General features: G+C 26.6%; 25 protein-coding genes and 1 other RNA gene. 25 read left to right on the forward strand and 1 reads right to left on the reverse strand.

Going from position 1 to position 22,724, the window contains the following annotated elements:
- Nucleotides 1–10 precede the first annotated feature (10 nt).
- From rnpB to V2E26_RS02365, 24 genes are all read left to right on the forward strand, one after another.
- Nucleotides 11–303: RNase P RNA component class B (gene rnpB, locus V2E26_RS02250), an RNA gene on the forward strand.
- A gap of 277 nt (nt 304–580) precedes the next feature.
- Nucleotides 581–1,144, forward strand: a complete 564-nt coding sequence (locus tag V2E26_RS02255; protein WP_330463254.1) for a DNA-processing protein DprA — start codon at nt 581–583, stop codon at nt 1,142–1,144.
- 91 nt (nt 1,145–1,235) lie between these two features.
- A complete protein-coding gene (deoD, locus tag V2E26_RS02260; protein WP_330463255.1) occupies nt 1,236–1,952 on the forward strand; it encodes a purine-nucleoside phosphorylase in 717 nt (238 codons plus the stop codon).
- Nucleotides 1,952–3,247: a thymidine phosphorylase gene (locus tag V2E26_RS02265; RefSeq protein WP_330463257.1), complete on the forward strand. Its 1,296-nt coding sequence runs from the start codon at nt 1,952–1,954 to the stop codon at nt 3,245–3,247. The genes deoD and V2E26_RS02265 overlap by 1 nt, the downstream gene beginning before the upstream one ends.
- 37 nt (nt 3,248–3,284) lie before the next feature.
- Nucleotides 3,285–3,947, forward strand: coding sequence for a deoxyribose-phosphate aldolase (gene deoC / locus V2E26_RS02270; RefSeq protein ID WP_330463258.1), 663 nt, complete (start codon nt 3,285–3,287; stop codon nt 3,945–3,947).
- 34 nt (nt 3,948–3,981) lie between these two features.
- On the forward strand, nt 3,982–4,608 hold the full coding sequence (gene upp, locus V2E26_RS02275) for a uracil phosphoribosyltransferase (protein WP_330463259.1): 627 nt from the start codon (nt 3,982–3,984) through the stop codon (nt 4,606–4,608).
- A gap of 137 nt (nt 4,609–4,745) precedes the next feature.
- Nucleotides 4,746–5,702 (forward strand): Cof-type HAD-IIB family hydrolase, encoded by a 957-nt coding sequence (locus V2E26_RS02280; protein ID WP_330463260.1) that lies wholly within the window; start codon nt 4,746–4,748, stop codon nt 5,700–5,702.
- A gap of 3 nt (nt 5,703–5,705) precedes the next feature.
- On the forward strand, nt 5,706–6,401 hold the full coding sequence (locus tag V2E26_RS02285; protein ID WP_330463261.1) for a ribonuclease HIII: 696 nt from the start codon (nt 5,706–5,708) through the stop codon (nt 6,399–6,401).
- A gap of 160 nt (nt 6,402–6,561) precedes the next feature.
- On the forward strand, nt 6,562–6,987 hold the full coding sequence (rpsF, locus tag V2E26_RS02290; RefSeq protein ID WP_330463262.1) for a 30S ribosomal protein S6: 426 nt from the start codon (nt 6,562–6,564) through the stop codon (nt 6,985–6,987).
- A 35-nt stretch (nt 6,988–7,022) separates the two neighbouring features.
- The gene (locus V2E26_RS02295; protein ID WP_330463263.1) at nt 7,023–7,481 is read left to right on the forward strand and encodes a single-stranded DNA-binding protein; all 459 of its coding nucleotides are present in this window, start codon (nt 7,023–7,025) and stop codon (nt 7,479–7,481) included.
- A gap of 13 nt (nt 7,482–7,494) precedes the next feature.
- Nucleotides 7,495–7,818 (forward strand): 30S ribosomal protein S18, encoded by a 324-nt coding sequence (rpsR, locus tag V2E26_RS02300; RefSeq protein ID WP_330463264.1) that lies wholly within the window; start codon nt 7,495–7,497, stop codon nt 7,816–7,818.
- Between the two features lie 87 nt (nt 7,819–7,905).
- A complete protein-coding gene (locus V2E26_RS02305; RefSeq protein WP_330463265.1) occupies nt 7,906–8,301 on the forward strand; it encodes a hypothetical protein in 396 nt (131 codons plus the stop codon).
- A gap of 154 nt (nt 8,302–8,455) precedes the next feature.
- Entirely contained in the window at nt 8,456–9,454 is a 999-nt protein-coding gene (locus V2E26_RS02310; RefSeq protein WP_330463266.1) for an IS30 family transposase, read from the forward strand.
- Between the two features lie 212 nt (nt 9,455–9,666).
- A complete protein-coding gene (locus V2E26_RS02315; RefSeq protein WP_330463267.1) occupies nt 9,667–10,887 on the forward strand; it encodes a replication-associated recombination protein A in 1,221 nt (406 codons plus the stop codon).
- Nucleotides 10,887–11,825: a phenylalanine--tRNA ligase subunit alpha gene (pheS, locus tag V2E26_RS02320; protein ID WP_330463268.1), complete on the forward strand. Its 939-nt coding sequence runs from the start codon at nt 10,887–10,889 to the stop codon at nt 11,823–11,825. The genes V2E26_RS02315 and pheS overlap by 1 nt, the downstream gene beginning before the upstream one ends.
- A gap of 9 nt (nt 11,826–11,834) precedes the next feature.
- Entirely contained in the window at nt 11,835–14,012 is a 2,178-nt protein-coding gene (locus tag V2E26_RS02325; RefSeq protein WP_330463269.1) for a phenylalanine--tRNA ligase subunit beta, read from the forward strand.
- A gap of 87 nt (nt 14,013–14,099) precedes the next feature.
- Nucleotides 14,100–15,098, forward strand: a complete 999-nt coding sequence (gene recA, locus V2E26_RS02330) for a recombinase RecA (RefSeq protein ID WP_330463270.1) — start codon at nt 14,100–14,102, stop codon at nt 15,096–15,098.
- Between the two features lie 82 nt (nt 15,099–15,180).
- Nucleotides 15,181–15,984, forward strand: coding sequence for a TIGR00282 family metallophosphoesterase (locus V2E26_RS02335; protein WP_330463271.1), 804 nt, complete (start codon nt 15,181–15,183; stop codon nt 15,982–15,984).
- A 2-nt stretch (nt 15,985–15,986) separates the two neighbouring features.
- Nucleotides 15,987–16,418: a transcription antitermination factor NusB gene (locus tag V2E26_RS02340; protein ID WP_330463272.1), complete on the forward strand. Its 432-nt coding sequence runs from the start codon at nt 15,987–15,989 to the stop codon at nt 16,416–16,418.
- A 7-nt stretch (nt 16,419–16,425) separates the two neighbouring features.
- Nucleotides 16,426–17,163, forward strand: a complete 738-nt coding sequence (locus V2E26_RS02345; RefSeq protein ID WP_330463273.1) for a TlyA family RNA methyltransferase — start codon at nt 16,426–16,428, stop codon at nt 17,161–17,163.
- On the forward strand, nt 17,164–18,339 hold the full coding sequence (locus V2E26_RS02350; RefSeq protein WP_330463274.1) for an aminotransferase class V-fold PLP-dependent enzyme: 1,176 nt from the start codon (nt 17,164–17,166) through the stop codon (nt 18,337–18,339).
- Nucleotides 18,326–18,748, forward strand: coding sequence for an iron-sulfur cluster assembly scaffold protein (locus V2E26_RS02355; protein WP_330463275.1), 423 nt, complete (start codon nt 18,326–18,328; stop codon nt 18,746–18,748). The genes V2E26_RS02350 and V2E26_RS02355 overlap by 14 nt, the downstream gene beginning before the upstream one ends.
- Nucleotides 18,741–19,991, forward strand: coding sequence for a Y-family DNA polymerase (locus V2E26_RS02360; RefSeq protein WP_330463276.1), 1,251 nt, complete (start codon nt 18,741–18,743; stop codon nt 19,989–19,991). The genes V2E26_RS02355 and V2E26_RS02360 overlap by 8 nt, the downstream gene beginning before the upstream one ends.
- The gene (locus V2E26_RS02365) at nt 19,991–21,094 is read left to right on the forward strand and encodes a nicotinate-nucleotide adenylyltransferase (protein WP_330463277.1); all 1,104 of its coding nucleotides are present in this window, start codon (nt 19,991–19,993) and stop codon (nt 21,092–21,094) included. Before V2E26_RS02360 ends, V2E26_RS02365 begins: the two co-directional genes overlap by 1 nt.
- 23 nt (nt 21,095–21,117) lie before the next feature.
- Here V2E26_RS02365 and V2E26_RS02370 read toward each other — a convergent pair whose 3' ends face one another.
- Nucleotides 21,118–21,492 carry a hypothetical protein gene (locus tag V2E26_RS02370; protein ID WP_330463278.1) on the reverse strand — a complete coding sequence of 125 codons (375 nt, stop codon included), beginning with the start codon at nt 21,490–21,492 and terminating at the stop codon, nt 21,118–21,120.
- A gap of 168 nt (nt 21,493–21,660) precedes the next feature.
- On the opposite strand from V2E26_RS02370, the gene V2E26_RS02375 reads away from it, so the two are divergent.
- Complete coding sequence (locus V2E26_RS02375) at nt 21,661–22,659, forward strand: IS30 family transposase (RefSeq protein WP_330463266.1); 999 nt, start codon at nt 21,661–21,663, stop codon at nt 22,657–22,659.
- Nucleotides 22,660–22,724: the final 65 nt, after the last annotated feature.

Below are 22,724 nucleotides of genomic sequence, written 5' to 3' on the forward strand. Positions count from 1 at the left end.
TAAAATAATATAGCACAGCCAACTGCTGCATAAATTTATGTAGAGGAAAATCCGCTCTAGCACTTGCTGCGATGCAAGTAGTGTTCATGCTAGGTCAAATAAACCTAGGCAACGATGAGTTGACGACTAGTGCAACAGAGACGAGCTTATTAAATTAAGGTGCAACGATGTAAACTCCATGAGCTAGAAACCCAAATTTTGGTAGGGGAACCTGATTAAGATAAATGAATTAAGATTGGGAAGTTTTTATAAACTTAGATAAATAGTTGGCACTGTTTACAGTACAAAAAGCGGTTTATCGTGCTAGGCGAAGAATTTCTTCGCCTTTTATTTTCGCTATTTTTTCACAATGTAATTGATTTATTAAATGTTTCTATTAGCATTTAAACAGGAGAATTAAAATGAACGAAATATTATTATTTTTAGTTTATAAATATAAGGCGATTGAAATTTAGTATACAAAGCAATTAAGAATAAAGAAGAAATAAAAGAAGAAGAATTTAACTTATTTTTAAATGAAAAATTCAAAAAAGGAAAAAACTTTATTACTATCTTAGATGAACAATATCCAAAAAAATTGTTGAATATAAAACAGCCTCCGTTTGTCTTATTTTACAAAGGAAATTTAAACCTATTAAACATCCAGGAAGAATTTATATATTTAACAGGTTCATACGAAACTAAATCTATTAATGAATATATTAATTCCTTAAAAAACAAAGATAATATTACCTTTATTAATCTGTTTTGAAATGGGTTGGAAAGAAAGATTTTAAAAAGATTAATTAAAAATAAATCTAAGATTGTTATATTACTTCCTTGTGGAATAGAATGAGGAATTAAAAACTTGAATCTTGCTGAATTCGAAAGTGAGAATTGCTTATTTATATCTGAATATCCGGATGAATATCACTGTACAAAAAATTCTTTTATTGCAAGAAATAGAATTAATGCTTGTTTTAGCAAAAAATTAATCTTGCTTTCTTCATTAGATAAAAAATTTAATGGTGTTATAAATGAATTTTTAGATCAAGGAAAAGATATTGAATGTTTACTGTTTAATGATCATTTAAACAACGATCAAAATATTGATTTAATCAATGAAGGTGCAACATTAATCAATAAGAATCTAGAAATTTGCTAGTTTTTTTATCTATATTATTAGATAAAACAAACTAATCGATTAATTTGTAATAAAATTCTAATGTAATTAAGTTTTTTAAGGAGAGAAAAATATGACACCTCATATAAACGCTAAAGAAGGAGCTTTTGCAAAATTGGTTTTAATGCCCGGAGATCCCTTGAGAGCAAAATATATTGCCGATAATTATTTAGAAGATGTTGAACTAGTTTCAGATGTAAGAAACGTTTTTATGTATACTGGATACTATCAAGGCAATAAAATTTCAGTTTGTGCATCAGGAATGGGTGTGCCTTCAATTGGAATATATTCATATGAATTATTTGATAAATACGGAGTTGAAGCCATTATTAGAATAGGTTCTGCTGGTTCATTTAAAGCAGATTTAAAAAATTACGAAATAGTTTTAGCTTCATCTGCTTACAGCGAAAGTAATGCTTTTAGAAATTCAATAATAAAAGGCGATAAAAATAATATTTCAATACCAAATCACGAATTAAATGAATTAATTCTTAAAAATGCTAGAGATCTAAATATGAATGTACATTTTGATCGTATATTAAGTGAGGATGCTTTTTATGCTGACGAAAGCGTCGAAGAAAGAATAGAAAAATCTGGTGGGGCTGTATGTGTTGAAATGGAAGCGTACGGACTATTTACAGTTGCTGAAAAATTAAATAAGAAAGCTGCAACATTATTAACAATTTCTGACAACTTAGTAACACATGAATATACAACTAGTGAAGAAAGACAAAATTCATTTAATGATATGATGAAATTAGCTCTTTCAGTTGCTAAGGATTTTCAATAATGAGAATAATAGATATTATTAATAAAAAAGCTAATAAAGAACAGTTAACTAAAGAAGAAATTGACTTTTTTATAGAAAACTATGTAAATGGAAATATTCCAGATTATCAAGCATCTGCACTATTAATGGCAATTAGATTAAATTCATTAAACGAAGATGAAACATCTTATCTAACAAACGCTATGATAAATTCAGGTGATACAATTGATTGATCATATCTAAATACTACAATTGCAGATAAACACTCAACTGGCGGGGTTGGAGATAAAGTAAGTATAGTATTATGCCCTATTTTATCTGCACTAGGCTTAACAGTAGCTAAAATGTCTGGAAGAGGTTTAGGACATACAGGTGGGACACTGGATAAACTAGAATCAATCAGTGGATACAATATTTCATTAAGTGATAAAGAATTTAAAAATGTTGTTGAAAATCACAAGATGGCAATAGTTGGACAAAATGAAAAACTAGTTCCGGCAGATAAAAAAATATATGCATTAAGAGATGTAACAGGAACAGTTGAATCTATCCCTCTAATAGCTTCATCAATTATGTCTAAAAAACTTGCTACTGGATCAAATTGCATATTGTTGGATGTTAAATGTGGTAATGGTGCATTTATGAAAAATTTAGAGCAAGCTAAAAAACTTGGTAATTTGATGATTCAAATAGGAAAAAAATTAAATAGAAAGATTGCTGTTGAAATTACGAATATGGAAAAACCGTTAGGAAGAGCAATCGGAAACAAAATTGAAATATTAGAAGCTGTTGAAACTTTAAAAGGGAATGGTCCAAAGGATTTTACTGAAATTATTTATTCATCAGGAGCTACATTGTTATTATTAGCTAATAAAGCAAATAGTGAAGAAGAAGCAAAAAAACAAATAGACGAAATTATTAAGAATGGTAAGGCCTTAGAAAAATTCAATGAGTGAATAAAATCACAAAATGGACTTGTAGAAGAAATTTACAAAGAGGATTGATTTAACCCGAAATATAAGCACGAGATCATCTCAAATAATGAAGGGTATCTAAAAATAAACTCAGCTATCGAATTTGGTTTAGTAGCGATGAAATTAGGAGCCGGAAGAAGTAAAAAGGAAGACAGTATCGATTTTGAAGCTGGCATCTATTTAAACAAAACATCTAATGATTACGTAAATAAAAATGATGTTCTATTTACACTTTATTCTTCAAAACCTATTGATAAAAATTTATCTAACGATTTATTAAACAAAATAGAGTTTAGCAACAAACCTTTTGAGATTAAAGAAGTTTTAACCAAATTGATGTAATATAAAATATAATTTTGAAAGAAATTAGGAGTAAAAAATGTTAAATAAATTAATTGACCACACATTTTTAAGTCAATCAGGAACAACAAAAGATATAGATAAATTAATAGAAGAAGCAAAAAAATACAATTTTAAATCTGTTTGTATAGCTCCCTCATACATTAAATATGCTAAAGAACAATTAAAAGAAACTGATGTTTTAATTTGTACTGTTATCGGTTTTCCACTTGGATACAATGTTACAAGCGTTAAAGTTTTTGAAACCAAAATTGCCCTTGAACATGGTGCTGACGAAATCGATATGGTAATGAACGTTGGACGTTTTAAAGATAAACAATATGAATACGTTTTAAACGAAATTAAAGCAATAAAAGAAGTTTGTGGAAATAAAGTATTAAAGGTTATTGTTGAAACAGCTCTTTTAACAAACGAAGAAATTGCAAAAGCAACAGAAATAGTATTACAATCTGGAGCTGACTTTATTAAAACATCAACTGGTTTTTCATACAGAGGAGCTACATTCGATGATGTTAAAATAATGAAAGAAATTGCAAAAGACGATTTATTAATTAAGGCCTCAGGTGGCATAAAATCAAGCGAAGATGCTCTAAAAATGGTTGAATTAGGAGCAAGTAGATTAGGAACATCTAAATCTGTAACAATAATTGAAGGAAAAGTAGATAATAGTTCAAACTATTAATAATAATATTGAAGTAAAAAAGTAGGAAAAAAATATGGTTAAAATTTTTCAGCACCCGTTGATAAATGCTAAATTAACTAAAATGCGTGATAAGGAAACAACGCATAATGAATTTAGGCAAAATCTAGATGAGATATCGTCACTAATGGTTTATGAAATGTTAAGAGATTATCAAACTAAACCATTAGTAGTTAAAACCCCGACTGGCGAAACATTTGCTGGCGAACAATTAGATAAGGAGATAGTTATCATTCCTATCCTAAGAGCTGGCTTAGGAATGGTTAATGGAATTTTGGAATTAGTGCCTCAAGCAAGAGTTGGGCATATTGGTATGTATAGAATTGAAGAGACTGCCAAAGTTGTTGAATATTTCTTTAAAATTCCCGAAGTTCCAAAAGATAGCTACATTATTATTGTCGACCCTATGCTTGCAACAGGAACCTCGGCATCAGATGCTATATATAAGCTGGAAAAATTAGGTTTTACAAACATAAAACTTATTTGTTTGGTTGGTGTCGAAAAAGGAATTGATAAAATAACTGCAGAACATCCAAATGTTGATATTTATCTTGCATCAAAGGATGAAAAACTAAACGAAAATAATTATATTTTACCTGGATTAGGGGATGCAGGAGACCGTGTTTTTGGTACTAAAAAATAATTTTAAGAGGATTATAAATCCTCTTTTTTTATTTGTAATATTCTTAAAATAAAAAGAAATTTAATAAATATAGTAAAATAAATAATTATTATTTATATTTAAAAATTTATACATTTATAAAAACTGAAAGGAATAAAATGGCTTTTAATAAGCAATCACAAAAAAGAAGATTTTTATTCGCCATCGATCTTGATGGAACATTATTAGCTGATTCAGGAGCTGGGACAATTCATCCAAAAACTGAAGAACAAATTAAAAAAGCAGTAAGTGAAGGACATATTATTTCAATAATAACAGGTAGACCTTGAAGAAGCACTATGCCTGTTTATCAAAAATTAGGACTTAATGCAATTGTTGGTAACTACAATGGTGCTCACATTCATAACCCTGCGGATCCGTTTTTTATACCCGCAATAACTTATTTGGACTTAAATGAAGTTTTATATATTCTAGGAGATGAAAAAGTTAAAAAAGAAATTTCAAATTATGCAATTGAAGGACCTGATTGAGTTCAATTAATGCATAGAGATCCAAATCTTGAAAAAGTTTTTGGCTTTAATCAAGCAACTAAATTTAGAGAATCAATAAACCTAGAAAAACTTCCTCTAAAACCTACTGGAATTGTATTTGATTGTCAACCAACTACAAATGTTTTAGAACTATTGACTTATCTAAAAAGAAGATATGGGGACTTAGGAGAATTTTCATCATGATCTAAAGGTGAAGGATTAAGTCCAGTATTTGATATCACCTCAATCGGTGTTGATAAAGGTAAGGTAATTTCATTAATGATGAGATATTACAACATCGATATCGACGACACTATTGTTATTGGTGATTCATATAACGACTTAAGTATGTATGAAATAGGAAATGTAGGAGTTGCTCCAGCAAATGCTGAGAAAGCTATTAAGCAAGCTGCTACAGTAGTAATGCCTCAAACAAATAAAGAAGGTGCAGTAGGTTACTTTATAGAACAATTTTTAAAGAATCCAAACAAATTTATTCAAATGGCTAAAGATAAAAAAAATGAAGCTAAAAAGAAATTAAATATGGTAAAAGCTGATAACTTTTTTGACGAAGAAAACAAATAAAATATGATAGATAACCTTGAATATATCGGTGTTGATGAAACGGGGGTTGGTGATTACTTCACCCCTGTTGTTTCTGTAGCTTGTTTTATTCCAGAAAAAAATCTTGAAGCAATTAAGGAATTAGGAATAAAAGACAGCAAAAAAATGACCGATCAAAAAATTCAAAATGTCGCGAAATATATAATAAATAATAACTTAGTAATGTTTAAGGTTACCACTTTAACACAGGATGGATATAACAAATTAATAAGGGTCGGTATTAATAATAATTCAGTTAAAACATTAATACACTACAATTCAATTTCTCAATTAAATCAACAAATTAATAAGGAATTACCAATAGTAATCGACCAATATGCAAGTATTTCAAACTTAAAAAAACATATTGATACACTTGAGAATAATGGCATTTTACAATCTTGCAAATTATTAGAATTCAACTTAATTTTAGAAACAAAAGCAGAAGAAAAATTTTTATCTGTAGCTTGTGCATCCGTTTTAGCTAGATACTTTCTTTTAGAAAAAATGAAGGAATTAAAAACTAAGTACAATAATTTTGAATTTAAATTAGGGGCAAGTAATTCAATAATTGATTTAGGTGTTGAGTTTGTCAAAAAATTTGGGATTAAGGAACTCGAAAATGTTTCAAAATTTTCATTTAAAACAACCCAAAAAATAATTGAAAAAATGAACAATTAGAGTTTATTTATACAGCATATTAAGCTGTATTTTTTTATATTTATAAAAAATAAGACTTTTTATTGTAGAATTATTGAGTTAAAATATATTTTAAATTTATATTAACAAAGGGTGAGACTCCTTGGTCATAAAGACCCAAAAGTCCAAAAGGAGAACTATAATGTCAAAATATGAAATTATGATTCTAGTAAACCCTACATCTACAGAAGAAAGTGTAAAAGAACTTTTATTTTCAGTTCTAGACGAAAAAAACACTAAATTCGAAAGATTAGAAAGAACAGAATTAGCATACCCAATTAACAAATTAACACGTGCTTCATATTACTTAATTTTAACAAAAGCACAACCTGAATCAATTAAGGAATTAACAAGAAAATTTAATATTGATAAAACAATTTTAAGATCTTTAATCATTAATTTAAATTCAGAAAAAGGTTTAAAACCTAGAAAACAAAAAAGATTTACAAAAAGAATTTTTGAAAACAGAAGACCTTCAGATAAATCAGAAAACAAAGAAACAACAGAAGAAAGAAAAACTGAATCAAGAAAGACATTTGTTAAAAAAACAGAACAAGTAGAAAAATAATTTAGTTTTATATTTTTAAAAATTAGGAGATACTTATGAATAAAGTTATTTTAATAGGTAGATTAGCCTCAAAACCTTTTAAGGGAGTTACTGCTTCAAATGTTGAATATTCAAGATTTACAATCGTAGTAACAAGAACATACTCAGCACCCAACACAGATCCAGTTGCAGATTTTATCCCATGTGTAGCATGAAGATCAAACGCTTCTTTTATCAATAAATTTATGGATAAGGGATCACTTTTACTACTTGAAGGTACTTTTCAATCTTCAAAAACAACTGATCAAAACGGTCAATTAGTAAATAACTATGTTGTTAATGCTGAAAGAATTCAATCTCTTGAAACAAGAGAACAATCAGAAAATAGAAGAAAAAATAACTCAAAAGAATTTAGTATTTCTAATGAAGAAAATAATATTTTAAATAACCCTATCGATGAGCAAGACAGCACTGATGCTGAAACTGTTTATGATGGATTATCATGAGATTTTTAATTTAAGGAAAATTATGGCAAGAATTGTACGCAAAAAACCATTCGTTCGTAAACGTCCATGTCAATTTTGTTTAAGCAAATCTCCTGTTGTTTATGTTGATTACAAAAATGAAGAACTATTATCAAAATTAGTAAATCTACAAGGAAGAATTATCTCTTCAAGAATTACTGGAACATGTGCTAAACACCAAAGAGCTGTTTCATTAGCAATTAAGAGAGCAAGATTAGTTGCAATCTTACCTTACATCGGACCAGTTAAAAAAGAATTTGTTAAAAAAGATGCTCCTGTAGCAAAAGAATCAAAACCAGTAGTTGAAACTACACAAGAAACAAAATAAATTTATTTTAATAAGTGCAATTTTTTGTGCTTATTTTTTATTTAATTTAAAATATATTCATAAAACAAATAAATGAAAGGTATAAAAATGAAACTTAGAAAATTAGGAGCATGACAATTTTTATTTTCAATTTTTTCAATTTTAGGTTTTGCATTTTTTATAACAATTTTAGTATTTGCAATTAAATTTCAAAATGAAATGCAAGACAAATACAATGTTGAAAGATATGAACAATTAGCAAAATTAATGACTAAGGGAGAAACTGAAGAAATCAAAAGACTTGAATCACTATTTTTAATTTCGTTAATAACTTTTGTTGTTCTTTTAGCATTTGGGTTTATTACGAATATTGTTGTTGCGGTATTTACCTTTAAAGCCAAAAAATGAGCCGCATTTTGATTAACATTATCAAGTATCTTCTTAACAAGATTTTTTGGAGTTATAAGTGGTTTAACATTAATGATACAAAAACATCAAAATTAACAAAAATAGTATATTTTTTAAGAACTATAAGAAATATTTCTTATAGCCTAAATTGAAAATTCAAGTGCAACACGTTTAAAGTAAAATTTAGATGTGGAACTTGAATTTTTTATATTAATTAAAAAAGAAAAAGTTCCATTGGAACGGAACTCATATGAATTATACAATAAAAAAATATAACCATTTAACAGATAATGAAAGAATAATTATTGAAAATTATTTAAAGTTAAATTATTCTCTTCGTAGGATTTCGAGATTAATCGAGCGAAGTGTTTCGACCCTAAGTAGAGAAATAAAGAGGAATACAAATAGTTTTGGAACTTATGAATTTAAACACGCTAGTTTAAAAACAAGAGAAAGATCAAGACATAAGTATTATTTTAAATTCGTGGATAACCAAAAATTCAAAAATTTTTCTAACGCTTTTTTACAAAAATATGACAAAAAGTTTTTTGGTATAAAGTCAACATATAATTTTATAAAAACTAGCACAAAACACTGTTGTCCTTCTTTAAGAACGGTTTTTAATTGAATAAACACTAATAATTGAGTTATAAAAAAGTACGATAAATTAAGACAATATTATAAAAAAGGTGGTAAAAGAACAGCATCCGTAATAAAACGGCTTGTAAAATCTGCTGATTATGTTTTTCCAATATGAACTAGACCTAAATCTATAGATTTAAGACTTGAATTTGGACACTGAGAAGCAGATCTAGTTTTAGGAAAGAGAGCCAATGGATATAATAATGTTTTAACTTTAACTGAAAGAAAAACAAGAATAGGGTTTGCAAAAATAATACAAAGCAAATCACCAAATATAATTAATTCAGAGTTAAAAAAGATTATAAGAGATAATGAATTAGAAGTAAAAACAATAACAGTAGACAATGGTATTGAATTTGAAAAAATAGGTATTTTAGCCAGATGATTAAATATAAAGATTTATAGAGCTGAACCTTATGCATCTTTTCAAAGAGGCTCAAATGAACATTGAAATGGAATTTTGAGAAGAGAATTCAAAAAAGGTTTTAACTTTAATACTATAACTCAAGAAAAACTTGACTCAGTTGTTAACCAAATAAATAATATGACGCGGGAAATATTAAATTGGAAGACACCATTACAAACCTATTTAGAATATATTAAATAATTATTATTAACAAAAATTAACATAATAAAATTATGCTTATCTTCATTTGAAAAAATGAATATTTTCTATTTACTTTTTTTGATTTATTAATTTTAAAAAAATAAAATGTATAATAAAAAAAGCCCAAGGCATTGTGTTGCACTTGAACTTTCTCTTTGGGCTATAAGAAATATTTCTTATAGTTTTTTATTTTAGTTATTATAATTAAATACATGAAAATTAATCTAGCTAGCAAGTTACGTCCAAATAATTTAGATGATTTTATTTGTAATAATTCAAAAAATAAATTATTCAAATCAATAATAAAAAATAAGGATTATTCTTCATTTATTTTTTATGGCACACCCGGAAGTGGAAAAAGCACAATCGCAAATATACTTGCTAATTCCTTGAATGCAAACTATGATTATTTTAATGCTGCTATTGGAAAAAAAGAAGATTTAATAATAAAAATAAAGAATAATGACATTTTAATAATCGATGAGATACATCGACTAAATAAAGATAAACAAGATATCTTACTTCCTTATTTAGAAGATGGTTTTATTACAATGTATGCAACCACAACAGAAAATCCCTATTTTAAAATTAATCCGGCTTTGCGTTCTAGAGCACACGTAATTGAAATCGATTCACCCACAAAAGATGATATTAAAAAAAGATTAACTAAGATTGCAAATGATTTAAATCTAAATTGACTAAAAAATAATGAAATACAAAATTTCATTTCGTCAGTATCAAATAGTGATTTTAGAAGCGCAATTAATTTAGTTGAACTTATTGACAAGATTACTGACGAAAAAGATGTAACTTTAGACATAATAAAGGACATTGTTCCTTCGAATAATTTTTATAGCGATAAAAATGGTGATAGTCATTATAACCTACTGAGTGCATTTCATAAATCTCTTCGTGGTTCGGACCCTGATGCATCATTATATTGAGGCTTGCTAATTTTAAAAACTGGAAATGTGGATGATTTATTTAGAAGAATGTTATGTGTAGCATATGAAGATATAGGTTTAGCTAATCCAATAATTGGAGTCGAAACAAATCAAGCTATCTCCGCATTTGAAAGACTTGGACTACCAGAAGGATATTTACCAATTGGATTTGCAATCCTAAACTTAGCACTATCACCGAAATCTAATTCAACATATTTAGCAATAAATAGCATAAAAAATCAGTTAGAAACTGGAAATATATTTCAACCACCAGCACACTTAAAAGATGCCCATTATTCTTCGGCAGTTAAACTAAATAGAGGAATAAATTATCAATATCCCCACGATTTTAAAAACAACTGAGTAAAACAGCAATACTTACCTGATGAACTTAAAAAATTTAAAGCTTATTTTAAACAGCAACAGGGCTGAGAAGAAAAAATAAATAAGTATTGAGATAATATTAAAAATAATAAGGAGGAATTATAATGTTTGATTTAGACAAAATAAAAAATATCGAAGATTTAAAACTGTTAAAAAATCAATTCAACAATTCTGCTGAATTAAAAGACTTGATGGAACAATTAAAAACTGCAAGTAAAGAAGACAAACCAAAAATTGGTATAAAAATTCAACAACTAAAAAAAGAAGCAGAAGATTTTTTTGAAGCTGCAAAAGAAAAAATTAATAACATCGAAATTCAAACAAAACTTAAAAATGATTTTGTGGATTTTGCAACTCCTGTTCAATTTGAAGGATCGATACATCCAATTAATTTAGTGTCGCAAAGATTTAGAGAATGACTTTTATTAAATGGATATATTGAACTAAATTATTCTGAAATTGAAAATGATAAATATAATTTCGAAAACTTAAATATACCTTCGACACATCCTGCAAGAGAAATGCAAGATTCACTATACCTAAATCAACAAGAATTATTAAGAACACATAACACAGGTATTAGTGCTCGTGCACTCGAACTATATGCTAACGAAGAATTTTCACAATTTTCAATTGGTAAAGTTTATAGAAATGATGAAGAAGATAGAACACACACACATCAATTTACTCAATTAGATTTAGTTAGTGTTGGTAATGTATCATTTTCTTCATTAATGTATACCTTACAGGAAATGCTTTCATATGTATTAGAAGAAAAAATAAAAATTAGATTAAGACCTTCTTATTTCCCTTTTACTGAGCCTAGTGTGGAAGTTGATGTATTTTTTAAAAATAGATGAATCGAAGTATTGGGAGCTGGTATGTTGAACGAAAAAGTTTTAAAAGCTGCTGGATATACAAATACAATGAACGGATTTGCTGCTGGAATTGGTATTGAAAGAATAACAATGATTAAATACGGAATTGATGATATTAGAGAACTATACACAAACGACAAAAGATTTTTAAAACAATTTAAATAGGAGGCAAGAATGTTATTTTCATATAAAACTTTATGTAAATTAGCAAATCTTAAAAATCATTCAATAGAAGATGTAGTTAATGCAATTAATTCTATTGGTTTTGAAGTTGAAGAATATCATAAATTTGCAGACGTTGAAGGAATAAAGTTATGCCGTGTTTTAAAAACATATAAAAATCCTCAAGCTGATCGTTTAACTGTTTGTGAAGTTGAATACGGAGATGGACATAAAGCAATAATTCAAACAACTGCCACAAACATGAAAGACGGACAATATGTAATGTCTTTTGTGCCTGGATCTAGAAGCAAAAATTTGGTCTTTGAACCTAGAAAAATGCAGGGTATAGTTTCTGAAGGAATGTTTGTTGGATTATCTGAAATAGGGTTTGATGAATCGGTTGTTCCTGAAGAATTTAGCGATGGTATTTTTCAATTAGATAAGATTGATTTGAATATTGATCCAATTTCTTATTTTGATTTAGATGATTATATGATTGATGTTTCTATTTTATCAAACAGAGCAGATTCACAATCATACCTAGTAATGGCTAAGGAGCTTGCTGCTTATTTCAAAACAGAAATTAAATGACCAAAAAAAGCCTCTCCAAATCTTTTATCATCTTTTGTAGTTAAAAAGTTAAAAAATACAAATTCGTTCTCTTTAGTGGAAGCTAATAATATAAATCTTGATTGCTCAATTAATGAAAAAATGTTACTATGAAAACATGGCATTAAAACCTTTTCAAATGCTGTCGATTTAACTAATTTAGTATTAATCTTTGCCGGAGTTCCGTGTCATGTTTATAACAAAGAAGACTTGGAATCAAACGAATTTAGTGTAGATCATTTTTCAGGTAATATAAATATCTTAGGAAATAAAGATATTTCAATAAATAATGGACTATGTATATTTAATGGTAATACTCCAATATCATTAGCAGCAACAATTGGTTTTGAAGATAAACAATTTAAAAAAGAAAGTCAAAAAGCTATTTTTGAACTTGCTTCATTCAATATAATGGAAGTAAGAAAAAACGCTAAACAAATTAAAATGAATACTAATTCATCCTTAAGAGCAAGCAGAGAAATATCAGAAGGATCAATTATTCTTGCTTATAATTTTTTAGCACAATATCTAACGGATTATTCAGCACTAATTAACCCTCCTAAAATTCACAAAAAAACAATTTTAATTGATAAATCATATTTGAACAAATTTGCTGGTTTCAATATTGTTAAAAGCAAAAAATACGAAGAAGTTATTAATAAACTATCTATTCTTGATTTTAAATTTAAGTCTGATAATTCAACCGCTACTTTCCCAAGTTATAGATATGACTTAGAAAATATGCAAGACTTTGTGGAAGAAATTTTTAGATTTTATGGATATGATAATTTTCCACTTAAACAACCTAAATTATCAAGATTAAATTATGAAGTTAATAAAACATATGAAGTTAATAAAATACTAGCAGCAAAAAATTATTCAAACATTAGAACATACACATTAATTAAACCTGAAGATAATATCTTTAACCCTTTCGATATTAATGAAGTATTAAATGCTAGTGAATCAAAAAATTACGATCATTCTCAAATAAGATTATCTTTTATTCATAATTTAAACGAAACATTAATATACAATAAAAAACAAGGTTTTGAAAAAGGTTCATATTTTGATATAGGCATGATCGGTAGAAAAATGGATGTTCTTGGCATCACATCAAATCAAAAAACTTTTGAAGAAATTAAAATGGATATAATCTCATTAACAAATAAAAAATTAGAATTTAAACCTAGTTCAAAAGACATTTTTAACCCAAATGCATCAACAGAAATATATTTGGATAACAAAATGATTGGATATATTGCTAAAATTCATCCAAAATTAATAAATTCAAATGCCTACTTTGCTGAAATAGAATTGTCTAAATTATCAAATCAAAAAAATGCTTTCATCAATTATCGTCATGAACCTATAAAGACAAGAGATATAACATTTGAACTTTCAAATAATCAATCTGTAACTAATATCATTGAAAAAATTAGTTCAATTAAGGGTGTTCATTCTTATGAAATAAAAGATGTATATCAAAAGAATAAAAATACAAGAGCAATTACTTTTACTTTCTTAATTGAGGATTGAGCTATTAAAAAACTTGAGCAAATATTTACAACAACAAATTAACGTTGTTGTTTTCTTTTGTTTTTCATCATTTTTTCCTAAATATGAGAAATAAAATAATATATAATAAAAAATATTAATGGAGGCAAAATGAGTGAGAATAATATTAAAAAAATTGCTGATATTAATCAAATTTTAAAAGAAATAGAAAAAGAATTTGGTAAGGAATCAATAATGATATTAGGAGAAGGTCCTGATATTATTCCTGAAACTTTTAGTTCTGGTTCTTTAAGTATCGATAATATTTTAGGAATAGGCGGTTGGCCCAAGGGCAGAGTAATAGAAATATTTGGACCTGAAAGTAGCGGAAAAACTACATTGGCACTTCATGCAATTTCTGAAATTCAAAAGACCGGTGGAATTGCTGCTTTTATTGATGCAGAACATTCAATTGATCCAATTTATGCAAAGAATTTAGGAGTTGATATTGGCAATCTAATTTTAGCTCAACCAAGTTCAGGCGAAGAAGCGTTAGAAATAGTAGATAGATTAGCTAAAACTGGAGCTATTGATCTTATTGTAGTAGATTCTGTCGCTGCATTAGTTCCTGAAGTTGAGTTAAATGGTGAAATGAAGGATCAAACAATTGGCGCTCAGGCAAGATTAATGTCTAAAGCTTTAAGAAAGATAACAGGTACATTGTCAAAAAATAAAACTTCAGTAATATTTTTAAATCAAATAAGAGAAAAAATAGGGGTTTTATTTGGCAATCCAGAAACTACTGCAGGCGGAAAAGCATTAAAGTTTTATTCATCAATTAGATTGGAAGTAAGAAAATCACAAAATATTACAACAAATGGCGATATAACAGGTAATCAAATAAAATGCAAGGTTGTTAAAAATAAATTAGCACCTCCGTACAAAAGTGCTCAAATTGAAATTATATTTTCAAAAGGAGTATCAAAAATAGGGGAAATTATACAGTTTGCAGAACAATTCCAATTAATAAATAGAAAGGGTTCATGATATAGCTATAATGGCGAAAATATTGCTCAAGGACAAATAAATCTGTCTCTTTTATTACAAAGTAATAAAGAGTTATATGATGAAATTTATAATCAAGTTATTGAAAAATTAAATTATGAGTAAATAAGTTTTTTCTATCTTATTTACTTTTTTATTACATATATCTAATGGATAAAAAAATTAAATTATAATATAATTTAATACTATGAAAAAAGAAAAAATAAATGTTTTGTTTCTTGGAGATATTTTTGGAACCCCTGGTATAAACTTTGTAAAAAAACAACTAAAGAAAATAATATCAGAAGAAAATGTAGATTTTGTAATAGCCCAAGCAGAAAATGTTTCTGGTAGAAAAGGTTTTATTCCTAAGCACTATGAACAACTTAAGGCATGTGGAGTTGATGCATTTACATTAGGAAATCACGTATGAGCAAAAGATGAAATATTAAAGATAATAGACAACAAAGATATTATAAGACCATTGAATATTAATGATGAATATCCTGGAAGTGGAATAAGAGTTTTTGATGTACTTGGTTGAAAAATAGCAATTATGTCTTTTATGGGAATTACTTTTAATCCGTTGTTGCAACCTTGAAAACAAGAAAGTGCTAACAATTTTTTTGATAAATTTGATGAAGCTTATTCTAATACGGAAGCCGATTACTACATAATAGATTTTCATGCAGAAACAACGTCAGAAAAATCTGTTTTTGGATTATATGTAGATGGGAAAGCAGATGCATTAATCGGCACACATACACACATACAAACCAATGATGCAAAGATATTACCAAAAGGTTCATATTACCTAACTGACGCAGGAATGTGTGGTCCTAGAGATTGTGCTATTGGGTCCAATTATGAAGAAGTTTATCAGAAAATGAGATATGATGGAAGATTGCCTTTTAAAGTGTCAAATAATAAATGCCAATTAAATGGGGTATTATTCACACTTACAAAAAATAAAAACGATAAAAAAATTGAGCTAATTAATATTTTGGAGTAGATATGGAAGATATAAATAAAACAAATAACAAAGATAAGTTTTTAATAAAAAAATATAATTTTAGAAAAAATATTATTAACTATATTTATCAATATGAACTTTTTAATATTCAAATCAATACAAGTGAGATTGTAAATAATGAGCTTAATAAAATATCGATAAGCGAAATTTCAACATTAGAAATTATCCAATCAAAATATCAAACTCTAAAAAACATTGCAAACAAGTTTTTATTAGAAACATGAACATGAGAAAGAATTAACCCTTTAATAAGAGCTGTTTTAATTTTTGGCATATATGAATTAACATATAATGAACCAAGGGTTGTTATTAATGAAATGGTTAATATCACTAAGATGTTCGTGCCTGGCGACGACTATAAATTCGTGAATAGAATTCTTGATAGAATTTCAAAAGAAATAATTAATAAATAAAATAAATATGAGAAAAACGTTAAAAGAATTAATAAAAGAAAAGTTTAACATCGATGATAAAACAATAGATTCTCTTGCCTTACAAGGCAAAATTTTTGTTAATAATGAAAAATATATTATAACTTCACTAAAATTTGCTGAGGATTGTAATATTGAAATCAAAGACAAAAAAAATCAATATGTATCACGGGGCGCTTATAAATTATTAGAGGCAGTTGATAAATTTAATATTGATGCAAATAATAAAATTTGTCTTGATATCGGTTCATCTACTGGTGGTTTTGTGCAAGTACTTTTAGAAAATAATGCAAAAAAAGTATATGCTTTAGATTCAGGCACAAATCAATTAGATTTTAAATTAAGACAAGATCAAAGAGTTGTGGTTTATGAAAAAACAAATTTAAAAAATATTAATAAATCATTGTTTGAAGAAAAAGTAGAATTAATAACCTGCGACGTTTCTTTTATAAGTCTTAAACACGTTTTTGAAATATGTAATAAAACTTTTAACAACATAAAACTGATAACCTTAATAAAACCTCAATTTGAAGCAAGTAAAAAATACGTTCAACCTGGTGGATATGTAGATGAAATACATCATGAATTTATCAAGAATAAAATTTTAGAGATTGCAAAAAACAATAATTTTAACCTTGTTGTTCCAATAATAAAAAGTCCTATATTAGGTGATAAATCAAAAAATATTGAATACTTAGCATTTTTTGAAAAGAAGGGAGAAGAATAAATGAATATATCAGATAGAAAAAAAATATTTCCTATGTTTAAAAATAATCCTGAAATAGTTTATTTAGATAATGCTGCCTTAACTTTCAAACCCAAAATTGTAATCGATAAGGGAGTGGAATACTATGAAAAATATTCGATATCCACAAGAACAGCAGATACAAAACTAGGCATTAAAATAAACCAAGATCTAAAAAATACAAAAGAAATAATTTCTAAATTTATTGGGTGTAAGGAACAAGAAATAATTTTTACATCAGGAACTACCGATGGTTTAAATCAAATCGCAAAAATGCTTAGCGAAGTAATTGATAATGGCACAATTTTATTCAGTTTCTTCAATCACTCTTCAGCGATAGTTCCATTTATAGAAACTTTTAAGGACAAAAACATTAAATTCAAATATTGTGAAACAAACGATGATTTTTTAAATTCGATTAATGAGGATACAAAATTAGTTGTAATACCCGAATCTACAAATAACTTTCAAATTCAATATAACCTAAATGAAATATATAAAGAATGCAAAAAATATAATGCTATATTGGTAAATGATTGTGCTCAAGCAATCGTACATAAAAAAATTGTTTTTAATAATTGTGATGTATTAGCCTTTTCGGGCAATAAAATCTATGGTCCCACAGGAACTGGAGCATTAATAATAAAAGAAGAATTACTGGAAAAATTAAAGCCGGTAAAATGAGGTGGCGGACAAGTTCAAAATATATTTGATCTATGTGGTTGAAATATTAGAAATTCATCAAGTAAATGAGAACCAGGAACACCTAATTTTAGTGGATTACTACAGCTAGGAGCTGCGATTAAATTCTTCACCTCTTTTGATATGGATGAAATGTTTAATGAAGAAAGAAAAATAGCTGAATATGCTTATGATAAATTATTGGAAGTGCCTGATATTAAAATTGATTCAAAACGTGGAGACAAAATAATTTTATTTAACATTAAAAATATACCTGCTCAGGAGATTGCTTCTTATTTAGGTAATAGAAATATTTATGTAAGATCTGGTGCTTTTTGCGCATATAAATTTAAAGAAGTGCCAAACTTATCTAATTCATATGTAAGAATTTCTCTTGCAATGTACAATAGTAAGAGCGATATAAATAAGCTGGTAAAAGAATTAAAAAACGGAGGAAATTTCATTGAAATCTTTTAGTAATGTCGAAAAGCAACAAATAATTTTTAATGCATATTCTAATCCAAAGTTCAAATTAGATAACAAAACCGGGGTTGGTATAAACGAACATTCACAAGTTTGTGTAGATGAAATCGAACTAAATCTAAAGTTTGAAAATGATTTATTAGTTGAAGCAAAATATTTTGCAAATGGATGTGCAATATTTATATCAAGCATCGAATTAGTAATAAATGAACTTTTAAATAAAAGTAAGGAAGATATAAAACAAATACTAGAAAATTACTTTAAATTAATTAATAAAGAAGAAATTGAAGAGTCAGTTGATTTAGGGAATTTATACGTTTTTGAAAATGTTAAAATTCATCTAAATAGATTAGAGTGTGCTTCAATAGTATATAGAGCTTTTAAGAAAGGATTAAATGCCTAGCGTTATTTTTCACATTGACATGGATTCATTTTTTGTAAGTTGCGAAAGATCGAAAAATGAAAGTTTAAAAAATAAACCGGTTGTAATTGCTACAAATCAAAAAAGAGCAATAATTTCTGCTATGTCATATGAAGTAAAGCAACATGGGTTTAAAACTGGCGATCCTTTTTATTTAGTAAAGGAAAAAATTAAAAATTTAATAGTCGTGGAACCTCATTATCAGCTATATTCATTGATGTCTAAAAAAATTTTTAATTTTATAAGAGATAAATTTTCACAAAATCTTGAAATTTATTCAATTGATGAATGTTATATTGATGTTACAACAAAAGTAAAACAATTTAAATCACCAATTGAATTGGCTAAAATTATTCAAAAATCAATCTTGGATATCTTTAAAATTCCTTGTTCAATTGGAATATCATATACTAAATTTTTAGCTAAAATGTCGACAAATAATGCAAAACCATTTGGAATTTTAGAAACTAAAAAGGAAGATATAATAAATAATTTTTACAAACTACCTATTAAAAAAATATTTGGAATAGGAAACAGCAGTGCTACTAAATTAAAAGAAATAAACGTACTTACTTATAAGGATTTAGTTAACTGTAAAAATGATTTGTTTTTGAAAAAAGTTTTTGGAAAAAATTATTATAAATTAATAGAAGATTTAAAAGGCACAAACGTTTCAAAACAACACATATTACCAAAAGATATAAAAAGTATTAGTAATTCAAAAACATTTATGGATTCAGATAAAGATGATGTTTATTATTTGATTGATGAACTAAAAAAAATAGCACTCAATATATCTAAAAGGGCTAAGGATCAAAACTTAGTAGGAAAAGTTGTTTCCTTATCTTTGAGGCTACAAAACAAAATTTGAATACATAAACATAAAAAAATAGATGGATATACTAACGAATTTGATATCATTTGAAAAAATATAAAATTCTTGTTTAGCCAAATGTGAGATGATAATAAAATAAGAGGCTTAGGTATTGCAATCAGCGATTTAAAATCAACCTTTAATATACAAAAATCTTTGGATCTATTTAAAAATAGCTCATCTATGAATAAAGTTGAGAAAATAATCAAAGAAAATAATTTTTATGAAGGAAAAGAAATTTTAAAAACCTTAAAACAGTTTTCTAAAGAAAAAAATATCAATATTGAAAATATAAAATTTTTAAGAAAAAACACAACAATAGGAACTAAAAAAATTAATTTGGAGGAATAATGAAAATAGGAATTTATGGGGGCAGTTTTAATCCTATTCACAAAGGACACATTGAATTAGCTAAATTTGCAATAAATAATTTAAATTTAGATAAATTGTTTTTTGTACCAGCAAATAAGAATCCCTTCAAAAAACAAAATGATTATATTAGCAATGAACACAGAATAAATATGATTAAACTTGTTTTAGAAGATAAAATGTTTTTATCTGAATTTGAAACTAATAGAAAAGGTAATTCTTACACCATAGACACTGTAAATTATTTCAAGCAGAAATTCCCAAATGATGAAATTTATTTATTAATTGGTAGCGATAACATACCAACAATAAATAAATGAAAAGATATCGATGAAATAGTTAAAAAAGTAAAAATAGTGTCCTTTAATAGGGGTAATAAATTTTCAAAAATTAATGCCAAAAAATACAACATTTCTATTTTAAAAAATCCTATTTACAAATTTTCTTCTACCGATTATAAAAAAGGTAATTTCAATAACGTTGTCGAAAGTGTTCAAGAATATATTGGAGATAATTTCTTATATTTTGATGATTTGGCTAAAAATATGATTTTTGATCCAAAAGATAAGGAAAGGCAATTTAGATATTTCCATTTAAAATGAACCGCGGAATTTGCAGTAAAACTAGCTGAAAAATATAATTGAAAAATTAAAGAAGCATATCAAGCTGGTATGTCACATGATATAACAAAAATGTGAACTAAGGAAGAAGCTTTTTCATTTTTAAAAAAATATGGGTTTAATGAAGATAATCTGCCAACTTATAAACTCCATCAAACAACTGCTTATTTTTGATTAAAAGATATATATAAATATAAAAACGAAAATGTATTAAATGCAATATTAAAACACACTTCCCTGGACATAGAACTTACTCTTCTAGATAAAATACTATATGTGGCAGATAAAATAAGTAAGGGTAGAAAATGGAAAGGAATTGAAAAAATTAGAGAACTATCTTTTCAAAATTTTGATAAAGCCTTTTCTTTTATTGTTTCAAGAAGTGCTGAATATGAAAGTAAAATACGAGGACACGTTTTTAATGATGATCAAATCAAAATATATGAAAAATGAGGAAAAAAATAGACAAGTTGATGCTTGCCTATTTTTTATAATAAATTTTCTGTTTTTTGTGTGTTTTCGTTCTTTATTTTTTTATACGCTAAGATTGCTCCAATTAATCCAACTATTGGTAATATAACTAAACCTATTATATAAAGAACTGCTGGTGTGGTTTGATTAAATTTGAATGCATATATTGTTCCAAAAATACCAAAAACTAAAGTTGTTATTGCTGTTCCTAAAAATATTAGGTTAAATATTGTTGTTAAAACAAGTACAAATATAGAACTAGCAAATACGTTTATAATAGTTAGCGATAAAAATATAAAAAATATAGCGATATTTATTGAAAATAAAATAATACTTGTAAAATGTATTTTCTTAGCTTTTTCCATTTCTGATTTTGATGTTACTGTAGTCATAAAATAAATTATAGACCTTAAAAATAAAAAAATAAAGCAAACTTTTTTTGCTTTATCCTAAATTGAAAATTCAAGTGCAACACGTTTAAAGTAAAATTTAGATGTGGAACTTGAATTTTTTATATTAATTAAAAAGAAAAAGTTCCATTGGAACGGAACGGAACTCATATGAATTATACAATAAAAAAATATAACCATTTAACAGATAATGAAAGAATAATTATTGAAAATTATTTAAAGTTAAATTATTCTCTTCGTAGGATTTCGAGATTAATCGAGCGAAGTGTTTCGACCCTAAGTAGAGAAATAAAGAGGAATACAAATAGTTTCGGAACTTATGAATTTAAACACGCTAGTTTAAAAACAAGAGAAAGATCAAGACATAAGTATTATTTTAAATTCGTGGATAACCAAAAATTCAAAAATTTTTCTAACGCTTTTTTACAAAAATATGACAAAAAGTTTTTTGGTATAAAGTCAACATATAATTTTATAAAAACTAGCACAAAACACTGTTGTCCTTCTTTAAGAACGGTTTTTAATTGAATAAACACTAATAATTGAGTTATAAAAAAGTACGATAAATTAAGACAATATTATAAAAAAGGTGGTAAAAGAACAGCATCCGTAATAAAACGGCTTGTAAAATCTGCTGATTATGTTTTTCCAATATGAACTAGACCTAAATCTATAGATTTAAGACTTGAATTTGGACACTGAGAAGCAGATCTAGTTTTAGGAAAAAGAGCCAATGGATATAATAATGTTTTAACTTTAACTGAAAGAAAAACAAGAATAGGGTTTGCAAAAATAATACAAAGCAAATCACCAAATATAATTAATTCAGAGTTAAAAAAGATTATAAGAGATAATGAATTAGAAGTAAAAACAATAACAGTAGACAATGGTATTGAATTTGAAAAAATAGGTATTTTAGCCAGATGATTAAATATAAAGATTTATAGAGCTGAACCTTATGCATCTTTTCAAAGAGGCTCAAATGAACATTGAAATGGAATTTTGAGAAGAGAATTCAAAAAAGGTTTTAACTTTAATACTATAACTCAAGAAAAACTTGACTCAGTTGTTAACCAAATAAATAATATGACGCGGGAAATATTAAATTGGAAGACACCATTACAAACCTATTTAGAATATATTAAATAATTATTATTAACAAAAATTAACATAATAAAATTATGCTTATCTTCATTTGAAAAAATGAATATTTT

This window comes from Metamycoplasma gateae (genome assembly GCF_036352135.1).
Taxonomy (GTDB): domain Bacteria; phylum Bacillota_I; class Bacilli_A; order Mycoplasmatales; family Metamycoplasmataceae; genus Metamycoplasma; species Metamycoplasma gateae.